This is a genomic window from Actinoplanes sichuanensis (assembly GCF_033097365.1).
Lineage (GTDB): Bacteria > Actinomycetota > Actinomycetes > Mycobacteriales > Micromonosporaceae > Actinoplanes > Actinoplanes sichuanensis.
Window position 1 is genome coordinate 1,878,356 of record NZ_AP028461.1, and the last position, 21,203, is coordinate 1,899,558.

A 21,203-nucleotide genomic window follows, 5' to 3' on the forward strand; every position below is an offset into this window, starting at 1 on the left:
GACGAGCCGCCCCCTGGCCGGGGGCGGCTCGTCCATGGGGTCGGCGCTACGGCTGCAGGCGGTTGGCGCCGATGGCTTCGACGATCATCAGATACCGATTCCGACCGGCGACTTTCGTGAAGTCCTTGAGCGACGCCCATCTACGGCTTCTCGCTGGACCACCACCGCCCGCCCGGACCTCGCCGGACCTCGGGTGCGCGACCTCCGAGTACGACCAGAGTCATAGGCGATATCGGTCTGTAGGCCGACGCGGAGTATGGCGGTCGATTTCTAGTCTCTGGTCATGACTGACAAGGTTTCCGCGGTGATGACCGTCGCGAAGGCACTCGGCGGCGAACGGATAGGCACCGATCACCTGCTGGCCGGCACCCTGAGAGCCGGGGCCGGGGTCCGGCGGGTGCTCGACGCCTACGACATCACACCGACCGTGCTGCACGCCGTCCTCCGGACGCGCGCCGGGCGGTGGCCGGCACCTGACGACGGCCCGGCCGCCGTCGAGCGCGCCCGCCTCGCACACGGTGAGCCCAGCGCCGAGCAGCTGCTCGCGGTGCTGCTGGAGGACCCACGGTCGCATGCGGGGGAGTTGCTGCGGGAGTGCGGGGCCGATGTGGAGGCCGTGCGTGCGGCGCTGCTCTCCGGCCGGGCCCCGGCCCGGACCGAGCGGGTTCCGGCGGATCTCGTGGCCGTCCGGGACCGGCTGATCGGTCGGGCCCGATTCCGCGGGCGGGGTGTGCGTGACTATCTTCTGACGGCGATCGTGCGGGTCCGCATCAACTACGCGGAGACGCCGGTGCTGTGGGCGTCGCTCGAAGCCGACCTGATCGCCAAGGCCCGCGGCGGTCCGAAACGGACCGACGACGTGCTCCGGGCCATGCTGATGACATACGAGGTGGTCTGCGCCTATCCGCACCTGCTCAGCCCGGCGCACGAACGATACGAGGGCGTTCGTGCGCTGGTCGAGGTCGGGGTGGACTGGCGGCACGTCGCCGGGTGGCGAGACCGCGCGGAGGACCGGATCCCGGTGCGGGAGCTCCTCAAACCCGGAGCCGACTGGCCGGAGGACACCAGTGCCCTGCTCGGCGTGCTGGTCAGCCATCCGGGGAATCGGGCGGGTCGTCTGCTGGCGGAGAACCTGGTGTGAGCCCTCGACGGGACGGCTCGCCGCGGTTGGCCGCGATCCACGCCTCGACCTGGTCGCCGAGCCACACCTGGCCCTGGGCCAGGCCCGCGACCGGCTCGGGGAAACTCGCCCGACGGGTGATCTGGTAGGTCCGTTGCCGGCTGAGGTTGCCGAGCAGAATGCCGATCTCGTAGCTGCCCACGAGGTACAAAGGTGGCCGCGCCATGCAAGGGACTATAGGCCGAGGACTAGATGGCCCATGCAAGGGGGTCCACGATGGCCGGAACCGGCGATAGGGTCCGCTGACATGAGCGACGTCCTGATCGTCACGTGGGACGGCGGCGGAGCCGTCGCGCCCGCCCTCGGCATCGCGTCGGAGCTTCGTGATCGCGGACATCGGGTGCGCGTTCTCGGTCATCCGTCGATGCGCGCCCGGATCGAGGCGCACGGGCCGGCCTTCCACGCCTACCGGCGAGCCCGGGCCTGGCGGCCGGAGGCGCGACTCAGCACCCGTCGGGCCGAGCTCGCCTATCTCGCCACCTGCGTCGACCGTGGGCCCGGGCCGGGACGTCACCGACCTGCTCCGCGAGTTCCGATGTGACGTCGCGGTCGTCGACTGCATGCTGCTCGGGGCGTTCGCCGCGGTCCAGCGGGCCGGGATCCGGCACGTCTCACTCGTGCACACCTTCTACGGATACATGCGGCGGGAGTTCGGCGCCGGGTCGCTCAACGCGATCGCCACCCTCAACGGACTGCCGCCGCGCCGTCTCTGGGACCGCGCCGATCGGGTCCTCGTCACCGCTCTGCCGTCGCTGGAGCCACTGTCACCGCTGCCGCCCAACACCCGGGTCGTCGGGCCGGTGGTGCCACCCGCCGTGCCCGCCCGGTCGCCGGGGCGGGTGCTGGTCAGTCTCAGTTCGCTGCACTATCCGGGTCAGGTCGCAACGTTGCAGTCGGTGGTCGACGCGGTCGCCGACCTGCCGCTGCCGGTCGTCGTCACCACCGGAAACTCGGTGCGGCCCGACGAGATCCGGGCGCCCGGCAACGTCGACGTCCGGGGATACGTGCCGCACGCCGAGCTGATGCCGGCCGCCTCCCTGGTGATCGGGCACGGCGGACACGGCACGACGATGCAGGCGCTCGCCCACGATCTGCCCCTGGTGATCCTGCCCGCCTTCGACCGTAGTGACCAGCCGCTTGTCGGTTCGGTTCTCCAACGCGCCGGGGCCGCCGCGGTGGTGCCCCGGCAGGCCGGGACGGCGGTCATCCGTGCCGCCGTCGACCGTCTGCTCGCCCCGGGCCCGCACCGGACCGCGGCGGCCCGGCTGGGCGCCGAGATCCGCACCACGCCCGGCGCCGCCGCAGCCGCCTCCGAGGTCGAATCCCTGCTGTGACGCGACCTCGACGCGGGGCGCGGCGAGCGATCCGCGCCCACCACCTACCGGCTCGCCGTTCCGTCGCCTTCCGCCCGCTTGCCCGCCGCCCGCTGGCCCGCCGGTCCGTCGCCTGTCGGCCGGTTGATCAAGCTCGGAGGCAGCTGTGTGGTGTCGACGGCCGCCCGGCCTACGGCGCGCCGGTGCCGGGGTTTGGCGGGATCGGACACAGGCGAACCGACCAGACAGAGATTCCGGAGACTCTCTAGCCCGTCGTCTTGGGGCGGCGGCGGTCGGCGGCGAAACCGATCGCGGCCAGCATCAGCCCGGCCACCCCGAGGCCCACGCCGACCCAGGCCGGGGCGCGATAACCGAGGCCGGCCGCGATGACCGCGCCGCCGAGGGCGGCGCCCAGGCTGTTCGCGATGTTCATGGCCGACTGGTTGACGGCCGCGCCCATCAGTTGGGCGCCCGGCGCGACCGCGATCAGCCGCGACTGCAGCGCCGGCCCGAGGAACAGACTGGTGCCGCCGATCAGGAACGCGCCGGCGAACAGTCCGGCGGTGGTGTCGGCGGTCAGCCCGAACAGCACCGCCGTGGCGATCATCGCGGTGAATCCGAGGAGAGTCGCGCGCGGCAGGTTCCGGTCGGCGTACCACCCGCCGGCCGCGTTGCCGACGGTCATCCCGAGGCCCATCGCGACCAGCACCCACGGGACGGTGCCGCTGGACAGGCCGGTGACCTCGGTGGTGACCGGTGCGATGTAGCTGTTGACGGCGAAGAATCCGGCGAACCCGACCGCCGCGGTCACCGCGGTCAGCCAGACCAGCGGGCGGCGCAGGGATCGCAGCTCGGCGGCGGGGGAGCCGTCGGTCGCGGGTGCGTCGGGCACGGTCGCCGCGACGGCGACGAGGGCGAGGGCGAAGACCAGGGCGATGACGAGGTACGCCGTACGCCATCCGGCAGCCTGCCCGAGCCGGGTGATGGCCGGCACGCCGACCACGTTGGCCACCGTGAGCCCGCTGAGGACTGCGGCGAAGCCGCGGCCCTCGCTGCCCGGACCCATCAGCGAGGCCGCCAGTAGCCCGGCCGCCCCGAAGTAGGCGCCGTGCGGCAGCCCGGCCACGAACCGGGCGGCGATGACCAGTTCGAAGCTGGGTGCGACGGCGGACGCGACGGTGCCCGCCACGAACGTCACGAGCAGTGCGAGGACCAGCCGGCGGCGGGGGACGCGGGCGGTGAGCGCGGCGATCGTCGGTGCGCCGACGACCACCCCGAGGGCGTACGCGGTGACCATCCACCCGGCGTGTGCCACCGCGTCGGGTGGGGATGTCGCGTATTCGCTGCCGAGCACGTCCTGGGCGATCTGCGGCAGCAGTCCGGCGGGCACGAACTCGGTGAGGCCGATCGCGACCGCGCCGAAGGCCAGGGCGAGCAGGGCCGGCAGGCGGTGCCGGGTCTCGACTTCCGCAACAGTGTTGCTTATGTGGGGCATGCCGCGGACTTTAGCAACGCTGTTGCGTTAGTTGTAGTGTGAGCCGGTGCACCTCGCCTTCCTCCGCGACTATCACGAGGCCCAGGTCCTGGCCCTGGCCCGGGCCCGGCCGGTCATCGAGCGCGGCACCGTCGCCGAGGTCACCGGGCTCACCCCGCAGGCCGTCTCCAAGGTGCTGGCCCGCCTGCTGGAGGAGGGCGTCATCGCCCCTGCCGGGGTTCGCCGTCCGGCCCTGGGCAAGCCGGCCGCCGTCTACCGCCTGGTGCCGGAGAGCCGCTGGGCGATCGGCGCCCACGTCACCCGCCGCAACCTGCGGTTGGCCCTGACCGACCTGGCCGGTGACATCCACGATCGCGCGACCATGCCGCTCCCGGCCGACTTCACGCCCGACCAGCTGCTGACCCGTCTGGTGGCCGGCGTCACCGAGATGATCACCGCGAACGGCCGGTCGGCGCCGGATCTCGCCGGTGTCGGGATCGGCATGATCGGGCCGCTCGACCAGGCCACCGGAACCGTTCGGGACGCCCACCGGCTGCGGCACTGGCACGACATCCCGCTGGCCGACCTGGCCGGAAAGGCACTCGGCCTGCCCGTCGTCGTCGACAAGGACGTCACCGCCGCGGTGACCGCCGAGGCCTGGCGTCGCGGGCCGGCGTTCCGGGACGCTGCCCTGATCATGGTGGAGAGCGGTGTCGGGGCCGGTCTGTGGCTCGGCGGCGCGGCGCATCGGGGCGCACACACCAATGCCGGTGAGTTCGGGCACACGGTCGTCCAGCTCGACGGCCCGCCGTGTGTCTGTGGGCGGCGAGGCTGCCTCGAAGCCGTTCACGATCAGGCCGCCGACCCGGTCGCGGCCGCCGCGGTGCTCGGGGTGGGCGTGGTCAACCTGTTGCAGACCCTCGACCTCGGGCATGTCGTGCTGGCCGGGGCCGACCTGCTCGACCACGGCGACCTCTACCTCGAGGTGGTCGAGCGGGCCGTGCGCACCCAGGTGCCACGGGCCGACTGGCTGACCGTCGAGGTGAGCCTGACCGGCCTCGGCACCGACGTGATCGCGGCCGGCGCGGCGATGCAGGTGCTCAACTCCCGGTACGGCCTGCCCGCTCCGGCCGGTCTCCGCTAGCGCGCGTCAGGCCGTACCGGGAAAGGCCTCCAGGTCGAGGATGAAACGGGAACCGCCGGCCGGGTTGGGCTCGTGGTGGACGTCGCCGTGATTGGCGCGGGCCAGGCCCCGCACGATGTACAGGCCCAGGCCGGTGCCCTTCACCGTGGTGGCGTCGCGTTCGGCCCGGGTCAGGCGGTCGAACAGGCGGTCGCGGAACTGTTCCGGCACGCCGGGCCCGCTGTCCTCGACGGTGACGTGCACCCAGCCCTCGCTGCGGCCGATCCGTACGGCAGTGGCACCGCCGCCGTACTTGGCCGCGTTCGACAGCAGGTTCACCAGGATCTGCTGCAGGTGGCCGGGCGCGAACAGCACCCGGGCGTCGTCCCCGTGCACGGGCAGCGGATCCGAGGTGAGGAAGGCCGACAGGGCGCTGTCGATCTGCCCGCGGACCGACAGTTCCCGCCGGTCGGCGCGGATGCTGCCGGCGTCGATCGTGACCATCGCCAGCACCTCGCGCACGATGTCGTCGAGCCGGGCCGCCTGCCGACCGATCGCGTCGATGGCCCGGCCCCGGCGGCTGTCGTCGAGGCGTGCCCAGTCGTCGGAGAGGATCTCGGCCTGACCCTGAATCGTGGTGAGCGGGTTGCCGATCTCGTGCCCGAGCATCCCGATGATGTCTAGTTTCAGCTGGTTGGCCGCTTCCAGTTCGGTGTTGCGCTCGGCCAGGGCGGCGGCCGCGTTGTCCCGGGCACGTTCGGCGGCGCGCCGGCCGCTGATGTCGGTGACCACGCCGATCAGGTGTTTCGGGCGGCCGGTGTCGTCGCGGACCAGGGAGACGGTGGCCTCGACGTCGACCCGGTGGCCGTCGGCGTGCCGGAGCCGGCCCTCCCGGGTGTACGAGTCGGCGTCCCCGGCGAACAGCCCGGCCAGCAGGTGCCGGTTCTCCTCGACCTCGGCCGGATCGAGCAGGCCGGCCTCCGGACGACCGGTGAGTTCGTCGATGGTGTGCCCGAGCATGTCGGCGTAGGCGCGGTTGACCGCGGTCAGCGTGCCGTCGAGGGCGCGGATCACCTGCCCGGCGGCCGAGTTGTCGAACTGGGCACGCAACCGCTGTTCGCTGTCGGCGAGGGCGAGCTCGGCGGCCCGGGCCGCGGTCACATCACTGTTGATCTCCAGGACCTGGACCGGGTCGAGGTGGCCGTCGGGGCCGGGTTCGGGCTGGTGCAGGACCTGGCGGCTCATCACGGTGAGCAGCCGCCCGTCGGCGGTGACGTGCTGGAGCCGGCCCTCCCAGCGGCCGTCGTGTTCGAGCCGTTCACGCTGCTCGGTGGCGGTGCTGTGGGCGGGGTGGCAGGTGGCCAGGAGGCGGTCGGCGGTCTTGCCGGTGGCGGCGGTGAGCGGCCACCCGTACAACTCGGTGGCCCGGGCGTTCCACCACCTGATCGTGCCGTCGAGGTCGCGGACGATGACCGCGGCCGGGATGAGCTCCAGCAGGCGGGCCTGGCGGCGCAGTTCGGCGTCGGCCGCGCGGCGGGCGGTGATGTCCTCGACCTGGTTGACCACGTACCGGGCGCGGCCCTGCTCGTCGCGGACCACCGCGACGCGGATCGCCACCCAGATGACATGGCCCTGTTTGTGCCGGTAGCGGCGTTCGATACGGACCGTGTCGATCTCACCGGCCCGGAGTCGGCGGGCGTACTCGTCGGTGCTGGCGACGTCGTCGGGGTGCTGCAGGTCGGCGTACGACATCCGGCTCAGCTCCTCGGAGGAGTAGCCGGTGATCGCCGACATGGCGGCGTTGGCGTGCAGGTAGCGGCCCAGTTCGCCGGGCTGGAGGCTGGACAGGGTGAGTCCGACCGGGCTGTTGTCGAAGGTGAGCCGGAACCGGTTCTCGCTGACCGCCAGTTCGGCCAATGCGCGGGCGGTGTGCGCGGCCTCGTCGGCGTGCCGCAGGGCCGAGCTGAGACTGTCCGCGAGCAGGAGCAACTGCTGTTCGTCACTGTCGTCGAACGCGTCCGGACGGCTCGCCGAGATCTTCAGGATGCCGATCGGGGTGCCTTCGGCGTGCAGCGGCGCCACCATCATCGAGCCGATCCCGAGGCGCCGGCAGGTCTCCTGGTTGACCCGGGTGTCGGCGAGGGTGTTCCGGGAGTGCGCGGGGGTGTCACCGGCGAGGGCGGCGCCACTGAGCGAGCCGGTGAGCGGGATCACCGAACCGGAGAACCGTGCCAGGGTGCCCGCGGCTGCCACGTACGACAGATGATCGTCTTCGAGGAGTTCGACGGCGGAGCCGTCGGCGGCCGGGAACAGGTCGACCGCGCGCCGGGCGACGGTGTGCATGGCCGCCTGCCGGTCGGCGGCCGCCGCGGTGACCTCCCGCTGCACCTGCAGGGTGTCCTTGAGGCGGCGGACCTGCGCGTCGGTCATCGCGGCGCGGGCCGCGGTCTCCTCGGCATGTCGCAGCGCGCCGGTCAGGGCGTCGGCCAGCAGGGTGAGCAGTTGCTCGTCGCCGTCGTCGAACGCGCCGGTAAGGCTGCTGGCGACCAGCAGCGCCCCGAACACCGGCCCGCCCGGCGCCTGCAACGGCGCGGCCACCAGAGACCGCATGCCGATCGTGCGGGACAGGGTGTGGCTGGCGCGCGGGTCGACGCTGGTGTCGTCGCAGCGCACCGTGACACCGCCGGCGGCCGCGGCGCCGACGATGGATCCGGTGAGGGCGATGGCCGGCACGTCACGGCCGGCGAGGTCGCCGGTTCCGGCGACCATCCGCATGGTGCGGCCGCCCGGGTCGATCAGATGGACCGCCGCGGCTTCGCCGGTCGGGATCACCTCGAGGGTACGGTCGGAGATGAGCCGTAGTACCGCATCCCGGTCGGCGGCCACCGCGGTGATCTCCCGCTGCACCCGGATCGTGGTGCGGAGCCGGTCGGTCTCGCGGGCGGCGGACTGCTCGGCGACGATCGCGTCGGTGACGTCCCGCCCGGTCGCCATGATCACCTGCTGGTCGGCGACCACCCGGCCGGACCACTGCACCCACCGGTATCGGCCGTCCTTGGCCCGGTAGCGGTAGGTGCCCTCGCCGGAGGTGGTGCCGGTGCCGGTGTCCTCGGGGTGGCGAAGTTCGGCGAGCCGGGTGCCGGTCAGCTCGTCCTCGCTCCACCCGAGAATGTGCCGCCAGGCCGCGTTGACCCGCAGCACCGTCCCGTCGAGCGTGGTGAGAGCCAGCAGGTCCGGGCTCGCGGTGATCATCATGTCGAGGAGGTCCTGGCTGCGCCGCCCCGCGGTCACGTCGACGATCTGGGCCAGGAACCGGACCGGCACTCCCGACTCGGCGGTCAGCACGGTGACCGTGACCAGGCAGTAGAGCACCTGCCCGTCCTTGCGCAGCAGTCGCCGGGTCACCTGCCGGCCGGCCTCGGAGACCAGATCGTCGGGCACCGGGCCGTCGGTGTCCCGGTCGTCGGGGTGGGTGACGTCGGACAGGGTGCGTCCGGCCAACTCGTCGCCGGTGTAGCCGAGCAGGGCCGACACGGCCGGGTTGACCCTGGTCCAGCGGCCGTCCTCGTCGAGCACGGCCATCCCGATCGGGGAGGCGTCGACCAGCGACCGGAACCAGGCCTCACTGTCGGCGAGCGCCTGCCGGCTGCTGCTGTCGACGATCTCGGCGATCAGGAACGGCGCCCCGGACCGGTCGCGGGCCAGGAAGTTGCGGCTGGAGATCCACACCCGGGAGCCGTCCCGGCGGACCAGCACCCGCTCGACCACGGCCTCCCGGATCCGGCCGGCGATCATGCCCTCGAACACGTCGCCGACCGCGTCCCGGTCCTCGGGGGCGACCACGATCTGCGAGGACTGCCCGATCAGTTCGTACCTGTCGTAGCCGAGCAGGTCGCCGAACGCCTGGTTGGCGGCGACGAACCGGCCGACCTCGCCCTCGGCGAGTGTGAGGACCACCTTCGGCACCGGGCTGGCGGTGAATGCTCCCACCAGCAGCTCCAACGGCTGACCGTCGACGCGTTCGAGGATCCCGACATGCACATGTACACGATCGGCCGGTTCGCCCGGATCGTGAGGGGCCGTTCACCAGCGCACCGGCACCTCCTCCAGGCCGCCGACCAGCAGGCCCTGACGGCGGCGCAGCGCACCGACCTCGACCGCCAGGTCCAGCGTCGGCAGGCGTTCCAGCAGCACGCTCAGCACGGTCCGCAGCTCGATCCGGGCCAGCGACTGGCCCAGGCAGGAGTGCGGTCCGGCGCCGAAGGTCAGGTGCGGGTTGGGGGAGCGGGCCAGGTCCATCTCGTCCGGGTCGGTGAAGACCCGTTCGTCGCGGTTGGCCGACGGCATCGCCGACAGTACGGTCGTGCCCGCCTCGACGACCGTGCCGGCGATCTCGACGCGTTCGGTGACCAGCCGGTGCGTACCGAATCCGAGGTTGGCGTCGAACCGCAGGACCTCCTCGACGGCGGTCGGCACCAGGCCGGGATCAGCGAGCAGCCGTTCCCAGCGCTCCCGCCGGGCCAGCAGCATGGCGACCATCTTGCCGATCATGTTGGCGGTGGTCTCGTGGCCGGCGACCAGCAGTGCCTGCCCGGTGAAGACCAGCTCCGGCTCGGACAGCCGGCCGTCCTCGCTGTCGACCACGGTCACCAGCTCGGAGAGCAGATCATCGCCCGGGTTCTCGCGTTTGGCCTCGACATGGGCCTGCATGTACGCCCACAGCTCCCGCCCGGACCGCTGGGTCTCCTCGGCGGTGAACCGGGTGATGTTGAGAAACCGGTCCGACCAGTGGGCGAACCGCTCCCGGTCGGACGCCGGCACCCCGAGCAGGTCGCAGATCACGTAGACCGGCAGCGGGAAGCCGAGCGCGGTCCGCAGGTCGGCCGGCGCCCCGCCGTCGAGCATGTCGTCGACGAGCTGGTGCGCGATGCGGGTGATGCCCGGCTGCAGGGCGGTCATCCGCCGGGCGGTGAACGAGCGGGTCAGCAGGCGCCGCCAACGCTGGTGCTGAGCCTCCTCGTTGAGGAACTCCGGCCCGGTGCCCATGGCGTTGCTGCCGGCCGGGGTGTTGCGGACGAACCGGCGGTCGGTGATCGTCGTGCGGACGTCCTCGTAGCGGGTCAGCAGCAGCGCGTCGGTGCCGGCGGCGGTCCGCACCTGGGCCACCGGGCACTTGTCGCGCAGCTCCTGCCACTCCGCGGGCGGGTCCACCGCCGTCGGGGGTGTGAACGGGTAATCGAGCACGTTCTCCTGATCCGGCATGCCGTCTCCTCGAGTAAACGTCTGATTACTTGGTAGCGTACGACGAGGACGACGAGGTAGCAAACGGTCAAAACGGTCACCGGGAGGTCAGGTGCGGATCGCCGTCGACGAAGGTAAATGCATCGGTGCTGGTCAATGCGTTTTGACCGCGCCACACGTGTTCGACCAGCGTGACGACGACGCGGTCGCGGTGGTTCTCGATGCGTCCCCGGCCGAATCGGAACAGCCCGCGGCCCGTGCCGCGGCGGCCGGTTGTCCGGTCGCGGCCATCGCCGTTTCCGGTGACTGATCCGGGCGCATCTCACATGTGGTGATCCACACGCGTTCCGGGACGGCGCCGCTGATTTCGGATCTCTACCATTCCGGCGGTGAACATAGCCGTACGGCCACTGATCCTGCTCGGGACCGCTCTTCTGGCCGTCTCCGCCTGTGACGACGGGGAAACGCCGAAGGCCGCGAGCACCCCGGACGCCGCCGCCAAATGGTCCGGATACGCCAAGGAATGTCCACTCCTGCCGGGCCAGGAGCCGGGCAAGCGGAACGCCGCCCCCTACCGGAGCCCGACCCTGTTCAGCGTCCGCTGCCAGTACCGGACCGCGGACAACAAGCAGGAGAAGGTCGCCCTCAGCGTGACCGTCTACCGTGCCGCCAGCGGGGGCGGTACGGCAGAGCAGCTCGCCATCGCGGTGATGGAGAAGAACCGCGCCACCGCCACGGCGACCGCCCGGCCGGCGGTCACCGGATCCACCGCGCCGACCGCGTCGACCGAGCCGATCGAAGATCTCGGCGACAACGCGTTCGCCCGGCTGGTCCCGAAACGGGGCGTGCGCGTCTACGTGCGCAGCGCCAACGCCCTGATCCAGGTCGACTACACCGACCCGGAAGGCGGAAAGGACGCGCTCACCACCGCCACCGAACTGACCAGGCAGGCGCTCACCGGCCTCGCCTGAGGCTTTTCGGAGGAGAACGCCCGAATCGGAACCCGGGACGAACCGGCGAATCGCACCCAGTACGGTCGACGGGTGACGAACGCCGCCGAGTCCCGTAAACGCGGCCCGCGTGGCCCGTACGTCTCCGGTCGTGAAGCCCAGCGGGCCATCCTGGACGCCGCCCGCGACGTCTTCGCCGAACGAGGTTTCCGCGGCGGCGTCCTGCGGGACGTCGCCGAGCGGGCCGGCGTCAGCGCGGCCAACATCATCCACCACTTCGGCTCCAAGGAACGCCTGCTGGTGGCCCTGCTGGAGGAACGCGACCGGGGCGACAGCCTGGAGCTCGCGGCGACCTCCGGCGGCTTCGTCGCCGGCCTGCGCGAACTGGTCCGCCGCAACGCGGCGGACCGCGCGATGGTCCACCTCTTCAGCACCCTCGCCGCTGAGGCGACCGCTTCCGATCATCCGGCCCACAGGTTCTTCCGGGATCGGTACGACGAGGTGCGCCGAACCGCGACCGAAGGCGTCGAGACCGCTCGCGAGCAGGGTGGCCTGCCGCCCGGGCCGCCGGCCGCCCATCTCGCCGCCGGATTACTGGCGGTGATGGACGGCCTGCAGACCCAGTGGCTGCTCGACCCCGACTTCGACATGGTCGCCGCCTTCGAGGCCCACCTGACCAGCATCGGCGCCGTCTGACTCAGGCCACCAGGGCGCGGATCCCGGTCGCCGACCGATCCACCTTGAAGATGACCAGCCGGGTGAGGGTCGCGCCCGGGTCGAGGAGTTCGGGCTGGCCGGCCGCCTCGGATTGGGTCCGTTCACGGTCGTACTCGTACTCGTGGTCCTGATCGTCGAAGAGCCAGACGTTCTCCTCGATGTCGGTGTGCAGTCGGATCAGGCCGAGGTTCTCGACCTTCACCTCGACCGCGATCATCCGGTCGCCGGACGCCGGGTCGATCTCGGGGATGTCCGGGCCGCCGGGGTCACGGTCGGGTTTCGGATCGCCGACCCGGACCAGCGTGATCCGGGCCCGTTCGCCGTAGTCACCCTCGAAGATCAGGCGTTTATCATCCTCCCGGATGAGTTCGCCGCCGATCGGGACGGGCGCCTCGGCGGGCGGTTCCGGGGTTCTGGTCGGGAACAGCCGGTACGCAGTGTCGTCAGCCGGGAGGACGCCGGCGAGCGGGTTGGGCGGGTTCTGCGTCCAGGCGACGGCACCGGTCGTGTCGGTTCGGTACCCCTCCGCGTCGGAGCGCGGTTCGTCGAGCGCGCCCCACGCGGCGACGGCGGCGAGCGTGATGCCACCGGTCCAGGCGGCCCAGACCGCGGGGCGCGGCAACCGTCGCGAACGGCCAGCCGCGCCGGTGCCTGATGGCGGGAGACCCGCAGCGCTACCCGGTGAGGTGAAGGCCGAGTTGGTGCCTGATGGCGGGAAAGCCGTGCTGGTGGCCGGTGGTGGATGGGGCGCGGCGGTGCCTCGCGGGTCGGTCGGGGGAGAGGCGTCGACGGGGTGCGTGGCCTCGGCGCTTCGTGCGGCCCAGGCGGCGGCCAGGGTGTCGACGAACGACGGGCGGCGGTTCGGTTCCGGTGGGCGGGGCTGCGACACGGGCCCGAGGATCGGCCGGTCGGTGAACCACCTGAGGGAAATCGCTACCGGTCGGCAACTCCGAGCAGGGGGCGCAGGACGTTGTCGACGACGTGCAGCACCCAGGAGTGGTCGAGGGGTTCGCCGGACAGCAGCAGCCGATGCCAGAGCAGGGCCTTGCCGACCTCGACCAGGGTGGTCACGTCGGGGCTGCCGGTGAGCTCGCCGCGGGCCACGGCGCGGTCGATGACCTCGGCCGACTCGGTCACGCCGGTCGACAGGACGTGCTCGTGCAGCACCCGGCCCAGCGACGGGTCGGCTCGGATGGCCGCCAGCAGGCTCAGCACGATCGGCTGTTTGCGCTCGTAGACCCGGCAGAAACCGGTCATCGCGGCGATCAGGTCGCCGCGCAGCGAACCGGTGTCCGGCAGTGGCGGGTGGTCGACCATCAGGCCGTGCAGGGCGGCGGCGACCATGTCCGGCTTGCCGGACCAGCGGCGGTAGATGGTGGCCTTGCTGGCCCGGGCCCGGCGGGCCACCTCGTCGATCGACATCCGGTCGTAGCCGACCTCGGCCAGCAACTCCCGGATCGCGTCGAGGATGGCCGCCTCCCGATCCGGCGCCAGCCGATGCCGCCCGGCCGACGACGCGGCGGCGGAGGGCCGGGTGTCCGGCGCAGCCGGTGAAGAGGCGGCCGGCGGCGCGGCGGCGGCGGAAGGCCGGGTGCCTGGCGCGGCCGGTGAAGAGGCGGCCGGCGACTGTGACATCCCCGGCCTCCCTGAGCACGACAAAAGATCACTGAGCGGTGGTCAAGGTACCGTATCGCACCCCGGTCAGCTCCTCCGAGATCGCCCACAGCCGCCTGGCGACGGCCTCGTCCCGGCCGGCCGCCGACACCTCGATACGGGTCGGCTCGCCTCGTCGCTCACCGGGGCCGTCCGGCCCGTACGCCTCCCCGGTCTTGCCCTCGATCGCCCGCAGGATGGGCTGGGCGCCGGCGGCAGCGGACTGCGCCGACCGGCGCACCAGGGCGATGACCAGGTCACGCGCCCGGCTGCCGGTGCGGGCCAGATCGGTGTGCGCGACGCCCGGGTGGGCGAGGACGCTGGTCAGCCCGGTACGCCGGCCGAGCTCCAGCCCGAACAGCACGTTGGCGAGTTTCGACTGGCAGTACGCGCCGAACTGCCGGTACCGCCGCTCGCCCATCAGGTCGTCGAAGTCGATGCGGCCACGCCGGTGCAGGCCGCTGGTGACGGTGACGACCCGACCGTCGTCGCCGGCCTCGAGGGCGGGCAGGAGCAGGCCGGTGAGCGCGAAGTGGCCCAAGTGGTTGACGCCGAACTGGCGCTCGAAACCGTCGGTGGTCAGCTCCCGCCGCGGGACGGCCATCACCCCGGCGTTGTTGATCAGGAGGTCGAGTCGCCCGTACCGCTGACCGAAATCCTGCGCGAAGCGCCGCACCGAGGTGAGGTCGCCGAGGTCGAGGTGCCGCCACTCGGCGCCGATCCGGGTCGCCGCGGCCTCGCCGCGCTCCCGGCCGCGGGCCGCGATGACCACCTCGTGGCCCTGCTCCGCGAGTGCGGAAGCGATGTGAATGCCGATGCCACCGGATGCGCCGGTCACGATGATGACTGCCATGTACGGTACGGTACCGTACACCTGCAAGGCATTGATAGGGTCCGGTGCATGGGCCGCTCGAAGCGTCTGATCGGAATCGCCCTGACCGCGGCCCTGGCCGTGGTCGCCGTCTCCGCCGCACCCGCCGCCGCCGCACCCGCCGCCCGGATCATGGTCGTCGGCGACTCGATCAGCCAGGGCGCCGAAGGCGACTTCACCTGGCGCTACCGGATCGCTTCGCATCTGGTGGCGGCCGCCGACTTCGTCGGACCGTGGACCGGCACGCACGTCCTGCCCGCCGACCACACCGATCAGTCGAGCTCGCACCACGGCGCCTACCGGGCCGGCATCGGCTTCGACGGCGCCAACCTCGCCCAGTGGGGCTGGCAGATGCACCAGGCCAAAGCCGTGATCGGCGGTAACGTCGCCACCCACGACCCCGACTACCTGCTGGTCGAGCTCGGCTTCAACGACCTCGGTTGGGGCGTCAGTGACGCGGCCGGGCTGCTCGCCGACTTCGAGCACTTCGTCGCCGCCGCCCGCGCCGCGAAACCGGGCATCCGGATCGCCGTCGCGAATGTGCCACACCGCACCCCGCTCGACGTCAACCCGGGCCTGCCCGCGCTGATCACGCAGTACAACGCGCTGCTCGCGGCCCGTGTGCCGGAACTCTCCACGGCCACCTCGCCGATCGTGCTGGCCGACGTCGACGGGCCGTTCGACGAATACACCGACGCCTACGACGGCCTGCACCCGAACGTGCGCGGCGAACACGTCATCGCCAAGGCGTTCGCCGACCGGATCGCCGGTGGTTTCGGCCTGGGCGGCGCCTACGGTCCGGTGCCGGCGTCGCTGCCGGCCGACCTGACACCGGCTGCGCCGGCCACGATCACCGCGGTCCCGGTCGGCGACAAGGTCCGGGTGAGCTGGGCTCATTCCTTCGGGGCGACGGGGTACGAGTTCTGGAAGCGCGACACCACGACGCAGGGCACCTGGGCGAAGGGCGTGTTCGACATCGGCGCCGACAGCTGGACCGACGACTGGCTGCCCGCCGGGCACGGCTTCGAGTACCGGGTCCGGCCGGTCCGCGGCACCGCGACCGTCGGCGGATACTCACCCGTCGCGGCCGCCGTCGCACGCCCCATGCCGAACGTGCCGAACGTGGCCGCCACCGGCAACCCGGGCCGCCCGTGGACGATCACGATCAGCTGGGGCGCGGTCGCCGAAGCCGACGACTACCACGTGTACTCGGCACCCGGCTGCGATCTCAACGTGCCGGCACCCAGCGCGTTCACCGAACAACAGTGGGGACTCGGCGGGAAGACCAGCTGGACCCAGGAACTGGTCTTCGAGCAGTGCCGCAACTACAAGGTCGTCGCCTCCCGGTACGGCGGTCTCGGCTCGCTCACCGCCGCCACCACGGTCCGGGCGTACCCCGTCCGTTCCTGACCGCCCCTCGCCCCGCGGCCCCGCGCCTTCAGTGGCGGGGCCGCAGGGCGGTGGCCAGGACCTCGTGGGCTACCGCGCCGCCCAGGGCCAGGCCGGTCCGGTTGCTGAAATCGAAGTGCAGGCCGCCGTAGACCCGGGAGCGACCCGCCTCGGCCGCCGCGGCCGAGAAAGCCGGATAGGTACGTGCGGTGCCGCCCGGAGCGGAGTCGGTGGCATGACTGAAGGTGATCCGGTCGGTGTGGAAGAACCCGGCCAGCACGGTCGCCGCCGCCCCGCTGTACGAGCTGTGGCCGGAGACGTACTCGGGAGAACCGCCCACACTGCCGGCGCGGGCCGTCCACGCCGGGTCGGTGGTCTCCCGGATCGCCGTGGTCGGGCGCCAGTGCCGGTACGTGAACTTGGTCGACACCGTCACCACAGTCGTGTCGGCGAGCGCCATCGTGAGCAGCGCGGTGAGCCGGGCCTCGTCCGGTAGTCGCAGGTGACGAGCCTCGGCGACGGACAGTGTGATCCGCAGCCACTCGCCCGGCGGCTGGCTCGAACCGGCCGGCAACGACCAGAACTGGTAGGTGGCCAGCAGGTCCGGTCGGTCCACGGCGCCGTTGCCCAGGTCGGCCACCTCGGCATACGCGCTCGCGTACGCCGCGGAGTCCGGCGCCGGCGGTCCGGACGGCAGGTAGCGGGCCGGGTCGGCGACGGCGAACGGACGCACATGGCGATATTGGACCCCGGACCAGGCGGTACGGAACACGCCCGGCCCGAATCCGGCGGGCTGCGTCTCGACCGGCGTGGAGCCGTCATCGGTTCGGGCCTCGACCACGGCGGCGCCGACGTGCTCGCCCCAGGTGACGCCACTGTCCACACCCCGGTGCAGGCGGGCCAGGTCGGCGGCGAGGCGGGCGTCGTACAGTGCGGCGCGGGCGGCGTCGACGCGTACCAGGACGGCGTGGGCGGCGGCGGCCGCGGCGGCCTGCGGGTTGGCGTGCCGCGGTCCACGCCCGGTGACCAGGGCCGGTTCGCGCGAGCCGGAGATGCCGTTGACCGCGTCGTAGACGGCGACGTTGACCATGGCGTACAGGCGGGCCGCGTCGGCATCGGAGGCCCGGGTCACCCGAACCGCGTCGAGGGCCGACTGGTTCCAGCCGGCGACCACCGCGATGTCCGGCTCCGAGGTATCCGCCGGACGTCCGGCGACAGCCGAGGGCGCCGTGACGGCGGTGATGACTTCAGGTGTCCTGAGCGGGGTGAGGGCCGCGGGTGGAGCGGCGGCTGCGGATGCTGCGAATCCGGCGCCGGTCAGCGCCGAGATGATCACGACTAGGAGTCTTCGCACAGTCGGAGCCTCCCGCGTCAAGGCCGTCATGAGGGTCGATGTGTAGCCGATACGACTGCCGCTCGCACGGCCGGCGCTGATTCACCTCCGGCCGTGCGGGCGTGGGCTCGCCACGGTGTCAGGCGGCAGAGGCCGCGGTGGTCTTGGTCTTGGCCAGGGCGTTCGTCTTCAGCTGCTCGTATTCGGCCGCGCTGATCGCACCGGAGTCGAGGAGCTGCTTGGCGGACGCGATCTCGTCGGTGACGCTGCCACCGGACGGCCCGGCGACCTGCCTGATGTACGCGTCCTGCCGGCGGACCGCCTCGGCCTGCGCGGCCAGGGCGCGCTCGGTCATGCCGCCACCCCGGGCGATCAGGTAGATCAACATGCCCAGGATCGGCAGGAAGATCAGGAACAGGCACCAGAACGTCTTGGCCACCCCGCCGAGGTCCTTGCTCCGGAACAGGTCGCCGAAGACCCAGAACAGACACATGAACCAGGCGACGAAGATGAAGAACTCGAGCAGCGCCAGCAGGAACGAACCGTTGTCGTCGAACACGCCATTTCCCTTCCGGAAGGAGCGCCGCCCCCGGTAGGAATCCGGGTCGGCGTCTCGTCCGTCAAGTGCAGCGCTTGCCGGGCCGGCGGCCCTCATCCCGAGCGGATTACTTTGCGGTCCCGCACCGGTCCGGCGCCCGCACCGGTCCGGCGCCCGCACCGGTCCGGCCCGCACCGGTCAGGCGCCTGCCCCGGTCAGGACCCGGATCGCCCGGTCGGTGGCTCGCCGGACCCGCTCGACCGGGTCACCGCGTATCGAGGCCAGGACCGGCAGGGCTTCGCCGACCAGATGTCTCGCCGCCACCTTGGCGGCCATCTCACGGACCCGCCAAGCCTCGTCGGCCAGCGCCGCCACGGCGACCGGCGCCGCGCTGTCGTCCCACACCCAGAGCAGGCCGCGCAGCCCCCAGACCCGCAGCCAGTAGCTGTCCGGGCGGGGCAGCCTGGCCAGGTGGTTGTCCGGGCGGGGCAGTTCGATCGAGTGGTTGTCCGGGCGGGGCGGTCCGGCCAGGAACCGCCCGGCGGCCGGGCCGCCCAGCGCCAGGATCAGGGCGGGATCGGCGTCGTCACCCCGGGCTAGGCGGATGCACCCGGCAATCACGGCTGCGGCTCCCCGCCGACCGCACTCGGCCTCGATGCTGTCGCGCGGACGCAGCCCCCAGCGGGAGCTCGCGGTCACTCGAGATGCTCAGCCGGCTCCCGGCGGCGGGGTCGCAGACCTGGGTCGGCGCTCGCCTGTGGGGCACGGCTGCGGAGTGGGATCACAACGCCGTCCGCGCCGGCCTTTCCGGATGGCGTCAGGTCGACGAGTTCGACGGGCTCGGTGATGGGCACCATGGCAGGCCTTCCGGTCGGGCCGTCAGTCGCGGGCGGGAACAGGATGGCTGCCATCATGCCCGTCCCGTATGACAAGTTCCGCCCCGCCCGCCGTCATCCCGGTCGCGACATGCCCGCGGACCCGGATCTTGCGAGGCGGCGACGCCCCAGAATCCGCAACCTCACAAGATCGCGAGGGAGGTGTGAGAGGGGGCGCCCGCGAGGAAGGCGGGCGAGGGAGATGAGAGAGGGAGGCGGGAGGGAGGTGAGAGAGGAGGAACCCGCGAGGGAGGTGCGCGAGGGAGGTGAGAGAGGAGGCGTGCGAGGGAGGTGCGCGAGGGAGATGAGAGAGGAGGCGTGCGAGGGAGGTGCGGGACGGGGACGCACGAGGGGAGAGGGCGAGAGGGCGTGCGGAGGGTGTGCGAGGGAGGGGCGACCGAGGGAGAGCGTGCGAGGGAGGGTGTGCGAGGGAGGGGCGACCGAGGGAGAGCGTGCGAGGGAGGGTGTGCGAGGGAGGGGCGACCGAGGGAGAGCGTGCGAGAGGGGGCGGGCGAGGGCGGGCGAAGGAAGGGAGGCGAGGGTGGGGCGAAGCGGAAAGGAGCGCCCGAAGGAGGCCGGTGAAAGGGCGGCCGAGGGGGGCGTGCGAGGGAACGGCCAGGTGAGAAGGCAGGCGCGGCCCCGGCGCCGCTCACCGCACGGGTTCGGCGGACCCCCGATGTGGTGCGCGGTGGTGCGAATCGGACCGTAGGTCGGCGCGCGGGGTTTGGACGGCTCCGGCGCTGGCCACGATCACCAGGGCTACGGCCAGCAGTTCGAGCGGGGACAGGCGCTGGCCCAGGACGACGAGACCGGCCAGCACCGCCACCGCCGGGCCGAGGCTCATCAGTACCGCGAACGTGGACGTGGGGATCCGGCGCAGGGCCAGCAGTTCCATGGTGTACGGCAGCATCGACGACATCAGCGCCACCACCGCGCCCAGTCCGATGGTCACCGGGTCGAGGAGCGCGTCGCCGGCGTCGGCGATCCCGAACGGCAGGGTGATCAGCGCGGCCACCGCGAGGGCCAGCGCGAGCCCGTCGGCGCGGGGGAACCGCTGCCCGGTGCGGGCACTGAACACGATGTAACCCGCCCACATCGCCCCGGCGCCGAACGCGAACGCCGCCCCGGCCGGGGTCAGCCGGTCGAACCCCTGGTATCCGAGCAGCACCACCCCGGCGAGGGCGAGCCCGGCCCACCACCAGCCGGACCGGCGGCGGGCGGTGACGACGGCGAGGGTCAGCGGCCCGAGCACTTCGAGGGTGACCGCCGGCCCGAGCGGGATCCGGTCGATGGCCTGGTAGAACAGCCCGTTCATGCCGGCCATGGCGACACCGAACCCGAGCACCGAGAGCCAGTCGTCCCGACGGTACCCGCGCAGCCTGGGCCGGCACACCGCGAGCAGCACGATCGCGGCGATGAGCAGCCGCAGCGCGACCACTCCGGCGGCACCGGCCCGGGGGAACAGCAGCGCCGCCACCGCCGAGCCGAACTGCACGGACAGCGCCGCGCCGAGGACGAGTGCCGTACCCACCGAAGTCACAGCCGTACGCTAATCGGGCCCGGACCGTACCGGAAATGCCGTCCCCAGCTGTGGTTATGCTCTGCGGTCATGACCGTGGACCTGCGGCACCTGCGGGCGTTCCTGGCCGTCGCGGCCGAGGGCAACGTGACCCGGGCGGCGGCTCGCCTGCACATCACCCAGCCCGCGCTGTCGCGCACCCTGCGCCAACTGGAGGCCCATCTCGGGGTGACGCTCGCCGACCGGTCCACCCATCACCTGGAACTGACTCCGGCCGGGCTGGCGTTCCGGGACCGGGCCGCCGCCGCGGTCGCGGCGGTCGACGAGGTTCTCGATCCGGTACGGGTGGGCACGTGGCCGCTTCGGCTCGGGCATGCCTGGTCGGCGCTGGGCGAACACACCGGTCGACTGCTGCGGGCGTGGGACGAGGCGTACCCGGACGTGCCGTTGCGGCTGCTGCGGATCGACGACCGGGCGGCCGGGCTGACCGACGGCCGGACCGACGTCGCGGTGCTGCGCGACCCGGGCGAGATCCCGGGCGTGCACACCGAGTGCCTGGTGACCGAGGCCCGGCTGGCCGCCGTCCCGGCCGACGGTGACCTGGCCCGACGCCCCGCGGTGACGTTGGCCGACCTGGCCGCCCACCCGATCGCGATCAACACGGTGACCGGTACGACCAGCCTGGACCTGTGGCCACCGGGCACCGGCCCGTCCGCCGTGGTGGAGGTGGCGAACACCGACGACTGGCTGGCCGCGATCACCGCCGGGCGGGCGGCCGGAGTGACCAGCGTCGCGACCGCCGCCATGTACCCGCATCCGGCGGTCGCCTACGTCCCGCTGACCGATGCCCCACCACTGCACCTGCACGTCGCCTGGCGGGAGCCGGCCACCCATCCGGCGGTTCCGGCCCTGATCAGACTCCTGCGCAGACTGCAGGCAGGGTGACCGTCGCGTCCGGGCCGTCCGGCGCGGCGGACGGCTCCCGGGACCGCGCGACGATCCGCCCCGCTCACCGCCGGTGAAACGG

General features: G+C 72.4%; 20 protein-coding genes. 9 read left to right on the forward strand and 11 right to left on the reverse strand.

From position 1 onward, the window contains the following. Nucleotides 1-283 precede the first annotated feature (283 nt). A complete protein-coding gene (locus Q0Z83_RS08135) occupies nt 284-1,141 on the forward strand; it encodes a Clp protease N-terminal domain-containing protein (RefSeq protein ID WP_317793197.1) in 858 nt (285 codons plus the stop codon). Here Q0Z83_RS08135 and Q0Z83_RS08140 read toward each other — a convergent pair. Next, nucleotides 1,089-1,346, reverse strand: coding sequence for a DNA-binding protein (locus Q0Z83_RS08140; RefSeq protein ID WP_317793198.1), 258 nt, complete (start codon nt 1,344-1,346; stop codon nt 1,089-1,091). The two genes, Q0Z83_RS08135 and Q0Z83_RS08140, sit on opposite strands and share 53 nt — an antisense overlap. Before the next feature lie 81 nt (nt 1,347-1,427). Here Q0Z83_RS08140 and Q0Z83_RS08145 point away from each other — a divergent pair, with 81 nt between their 5' ends. Then, the gene (locus Q0Z83_RS08145) at nt 1,428-1,721 is read left to right on the forward strand and encodes a hypothetical protein (protein ID WP_317793199.1); all 294 of its coding nucleotides are present in this window, start codon (nt 1,428-1,430) and stop codon (nt 1,719-1,721) included. Further along, nucleotides 1,672-2,514 carry a glycosyltransferase gene (locus tag Q0Z83_RS08150; protein WP_317793200.1) on the forward strand — a complete coding sequence of 281 codons (843 nt, stop codon included), beginning with the start codon at nt 1,672-1,674 and terminating at the stop codon, nt 2,512-2,514. The genes Q0Z83_RS08145 and Q0Z83_RS08150 overlap by 50 nt, the downstream gene beginning before the upstream one ends. A 244-nt stretch (nt 2,515-2,758) precedes the next feature. Here the strand turns inward: Q0Z83_RS08150 and Q0Z83_RS08155 are convergent, their stop codons facing one another. Beyond that, nucleotides 2,759-3,988, reverse strand: coding sequence for an MFS transporter (locus tag Q0Z83_RS08155; protein ID WP_317793201.1), 1,230 nt, complete (start codon nt 3,986-3,988; stop codon nt 2,759-2,761). A 46-nt stretch (nt 3,989-4,034) separates the two neighbouring features. Between Q0Z83_RS08155 and Q0Z83_RS08160 the strand changes: the two genes are divergently transcribed. After that, nucleotides 4,035-5,111 carry an ROK family transcriptional regulator gene (locus tag Q0Z83_RS08160; protein WP_317793202.1) on the forward strand — a complete coding sequence of 359 codons (1,077 nt, stop codon included), beginning with the start codon at nt 4,035-4,037 and terminating at the stop codon, nt 5,109-5,111. Between the two features lie 6 nt (nt 5,112-5,117). Here the strand turns inward: Q0Z83_RS08160 and Q0Z83_RS08165 are convergent, their stop codons facing one another. Together Q0Z83_RS08165 and Q0Z83_RS08170 are read right to left on the reverse strand one after the other, a co-directional pair. Next, nucleotides 5,118-9,131, reverse strand: a complete 4,014-nt coding sequence (locus Q0Z83_RS08165; RefSeq protein ID WP_317793203.1) for a PAS domain S-box protein — start codon at nt 9,129-9,131, stop codon at nt 5,118-5,120. Nucleotides 9,132-9,173: 42 nt separating this feature from the next. Beyond that, nucleotides 9,174-10,352 (reverse strand): cytochrome P450, encoded by a 1,179-nt coding sequence (locus Q0Z83_RS08170; RefSeq protein WP_317793204.1) that lies wholly within the window; start codon nt 10,350-10,352, stop codon nt 9,174-9,176. Between the two features lie 91 nt (nt 10,353-10,443). Here Q0Z83_RS08170 and Q0Z83_RS08175 point away from each other — a divergent pair, with 91 nt between their 5' ends. The 3 genes from Q0Z83_RS08175 to Q0Z83_RS08185 all read left to right on the forward strand — a co-directional run bounded on the left by Q0Z83_RS08175 (nt 10,444) and on the right by Q0Z83_RS08185 (nt 11,977). Beyond that, nucleotides 10,444-10,641 (forward strand): ferredoxin, encoded by a 198-nt coding sequence (locus Q0Z83_RS08175; RefSeq protein ID WP_317793205.1) that lies wholly within the window; start codon nt 10,444-10,446, stop codon nt 10,639-10,641. Nucleotides 10,642-10,720: 79 nt separating this feature from the next. Beyond that, entirely contained in the window at nt 10,721-11,302 is a 582-nt protein-coding gene (locus Q0Z83_RS08180) for a hypothetical protein (protein ID WP_317793206.1), read from the forward strand. Between the two features lie 72 nt (nt 11,303-11,374). Continuing rightward, entirely contained in the window at nt 11,375-11,977 is a 603-nt protein-coding gene (locus Q0Z83_RS08185; protein ID WP_317793207.1) for a TetR/AcrR family transcriptional regulator, read from the forward strand. 1 nt (nt 11,978) lies between these two features. On the opposite strand, the gene Q0Z83_RS08190 is transcribed toward Q0Z83_RS08185, so the two are convergent. From Q0Z83_RS08190 to Q0Z83_RS08200, 3 genes are read right to left on the reverse strand one after another with little or no spacing between them, the layout of a single operon-like run. Beyond that, on the reverse strand, nt 11,979-12,887 hold the full coding sequence (locus tag Q0Z83_RS08190) for a hypothetical protein (RefSeq protein ID WP_317793208.1): 909 nt from the start codon (nt 12,885-12,887) through the stop codon (nt 11,979-11,981). A gap of 44 nt (nt 12,888-12,931) precedes the next feature. Further along, complete coding sequence (locus tag Q0Z83_RS08195; protein WP_317793209.1) at nt 12,932-13,633, reverse strand: TetR/AcrR family transcriptional regulator; 702 nt, start codon at nt 13,631-13,633, stop codon at nt 12,932-12,934. Between the two features lie 28 nt (nt 13,634-13,661). Then, nucleotides 13,662-14,504, reverse strand: coding sequence for an oxidoreductase (locus tag Q0Z83_RS08200; RefSeq protein WP_317793210.1), 843 nt, complete (start codon nt 14,502-14,504; stop codon nt 13,662-13,664). Nucleotides 14,505-14,552: 48 nt separating this feature from the next. On the opposite strand from Q0Z83_RS08200, the gene Q0Z83_RS08205 reads away from it, so the two are divergent. Next, nucleotides 14,553-15,932, forward strand: coding sequence for an SGNH/GDSL hydrolase family protein (locus Q0Z83_RS08205; protein ID WP_317793211.1), 1,380 nt, complete (start codon nt 14,553-14,555; stop codon nt 15,930-15,932). Nucleotides 15,933-15,960: 28 nt separating this feature from the next. Here the strand turns inward: Q0Z83_RS08205 and Q0Z83_RS08210 are convergent, their stop codons facing one another. From Q0Z83_RS08210 to Q0Z83_RS08225, 4 genes are all read right to left on the reverse strand, one after another. Further along, complete coding sequence (locus Q0Z83_RS08210) at nt 15,961-17,265, reverse strand: vanadium-dependent haloperoxidase (protein WP_317793212.1); 1,305 nt, start codon at nt 17,263-17,265, stop codon at nt 15,961-15,963. Between the two features lie 118 nt (nt 17,266-17,383). After that, nucleotides 17,384-17,803, reverse strand: a complete 420-nt coding sequence (locus tag Q0Z83_RS08215) for an SHOCT domain-containing protein (RefSeq protein WP_317793213.1) — start codon at nt 17,801-17,803, stop codon at nt 17,384-17,386. Nucleotides 17,804-17,980: 177 nt separating this feature from the next. Beyond that, nucleotides 17,981-18,481: a hypothetical protein gene (locus Q0Z83_RS08220; RefSeq protein WP_317793214.1), complete on the reverse strand. Its 501-nt coding sequence runs from the start codon at nt 18,479-18,481 to the stop codon at nt 17,981-17,983. A gap of 825 nt (nt 18,482-19,306) precedes the next feature. Further along, nucleotides 19,307-20,197, reverse strand: a complete 891-nt coding sequence (locus Q0Z83_RS08225; protein ID WP_317793215.1) for an EamA family transporter — start codon at nt 20,195-20,197, stop codon at nt 19,307-19,309. A gap of 69 nt (nt 20,198-20,266) precedes the next feature. Here Q0Z83_RS08225 and Q0Z83_RS08230 point away from each other — a divergent pair, with 69 nt between their 5' ends. Then, complete coding sequence (locus Q0Z83_RS08230) at nt 20,267-21,121, forward strand: LysR family transcriptional regulator (protein WP_317793216.1); 855 nt, start codon at nt 20,267-20,269, stop codon at nt 21,119-21,121. Nucleotides 21,122-21,203: the final 82 nt, after the last annotated feature.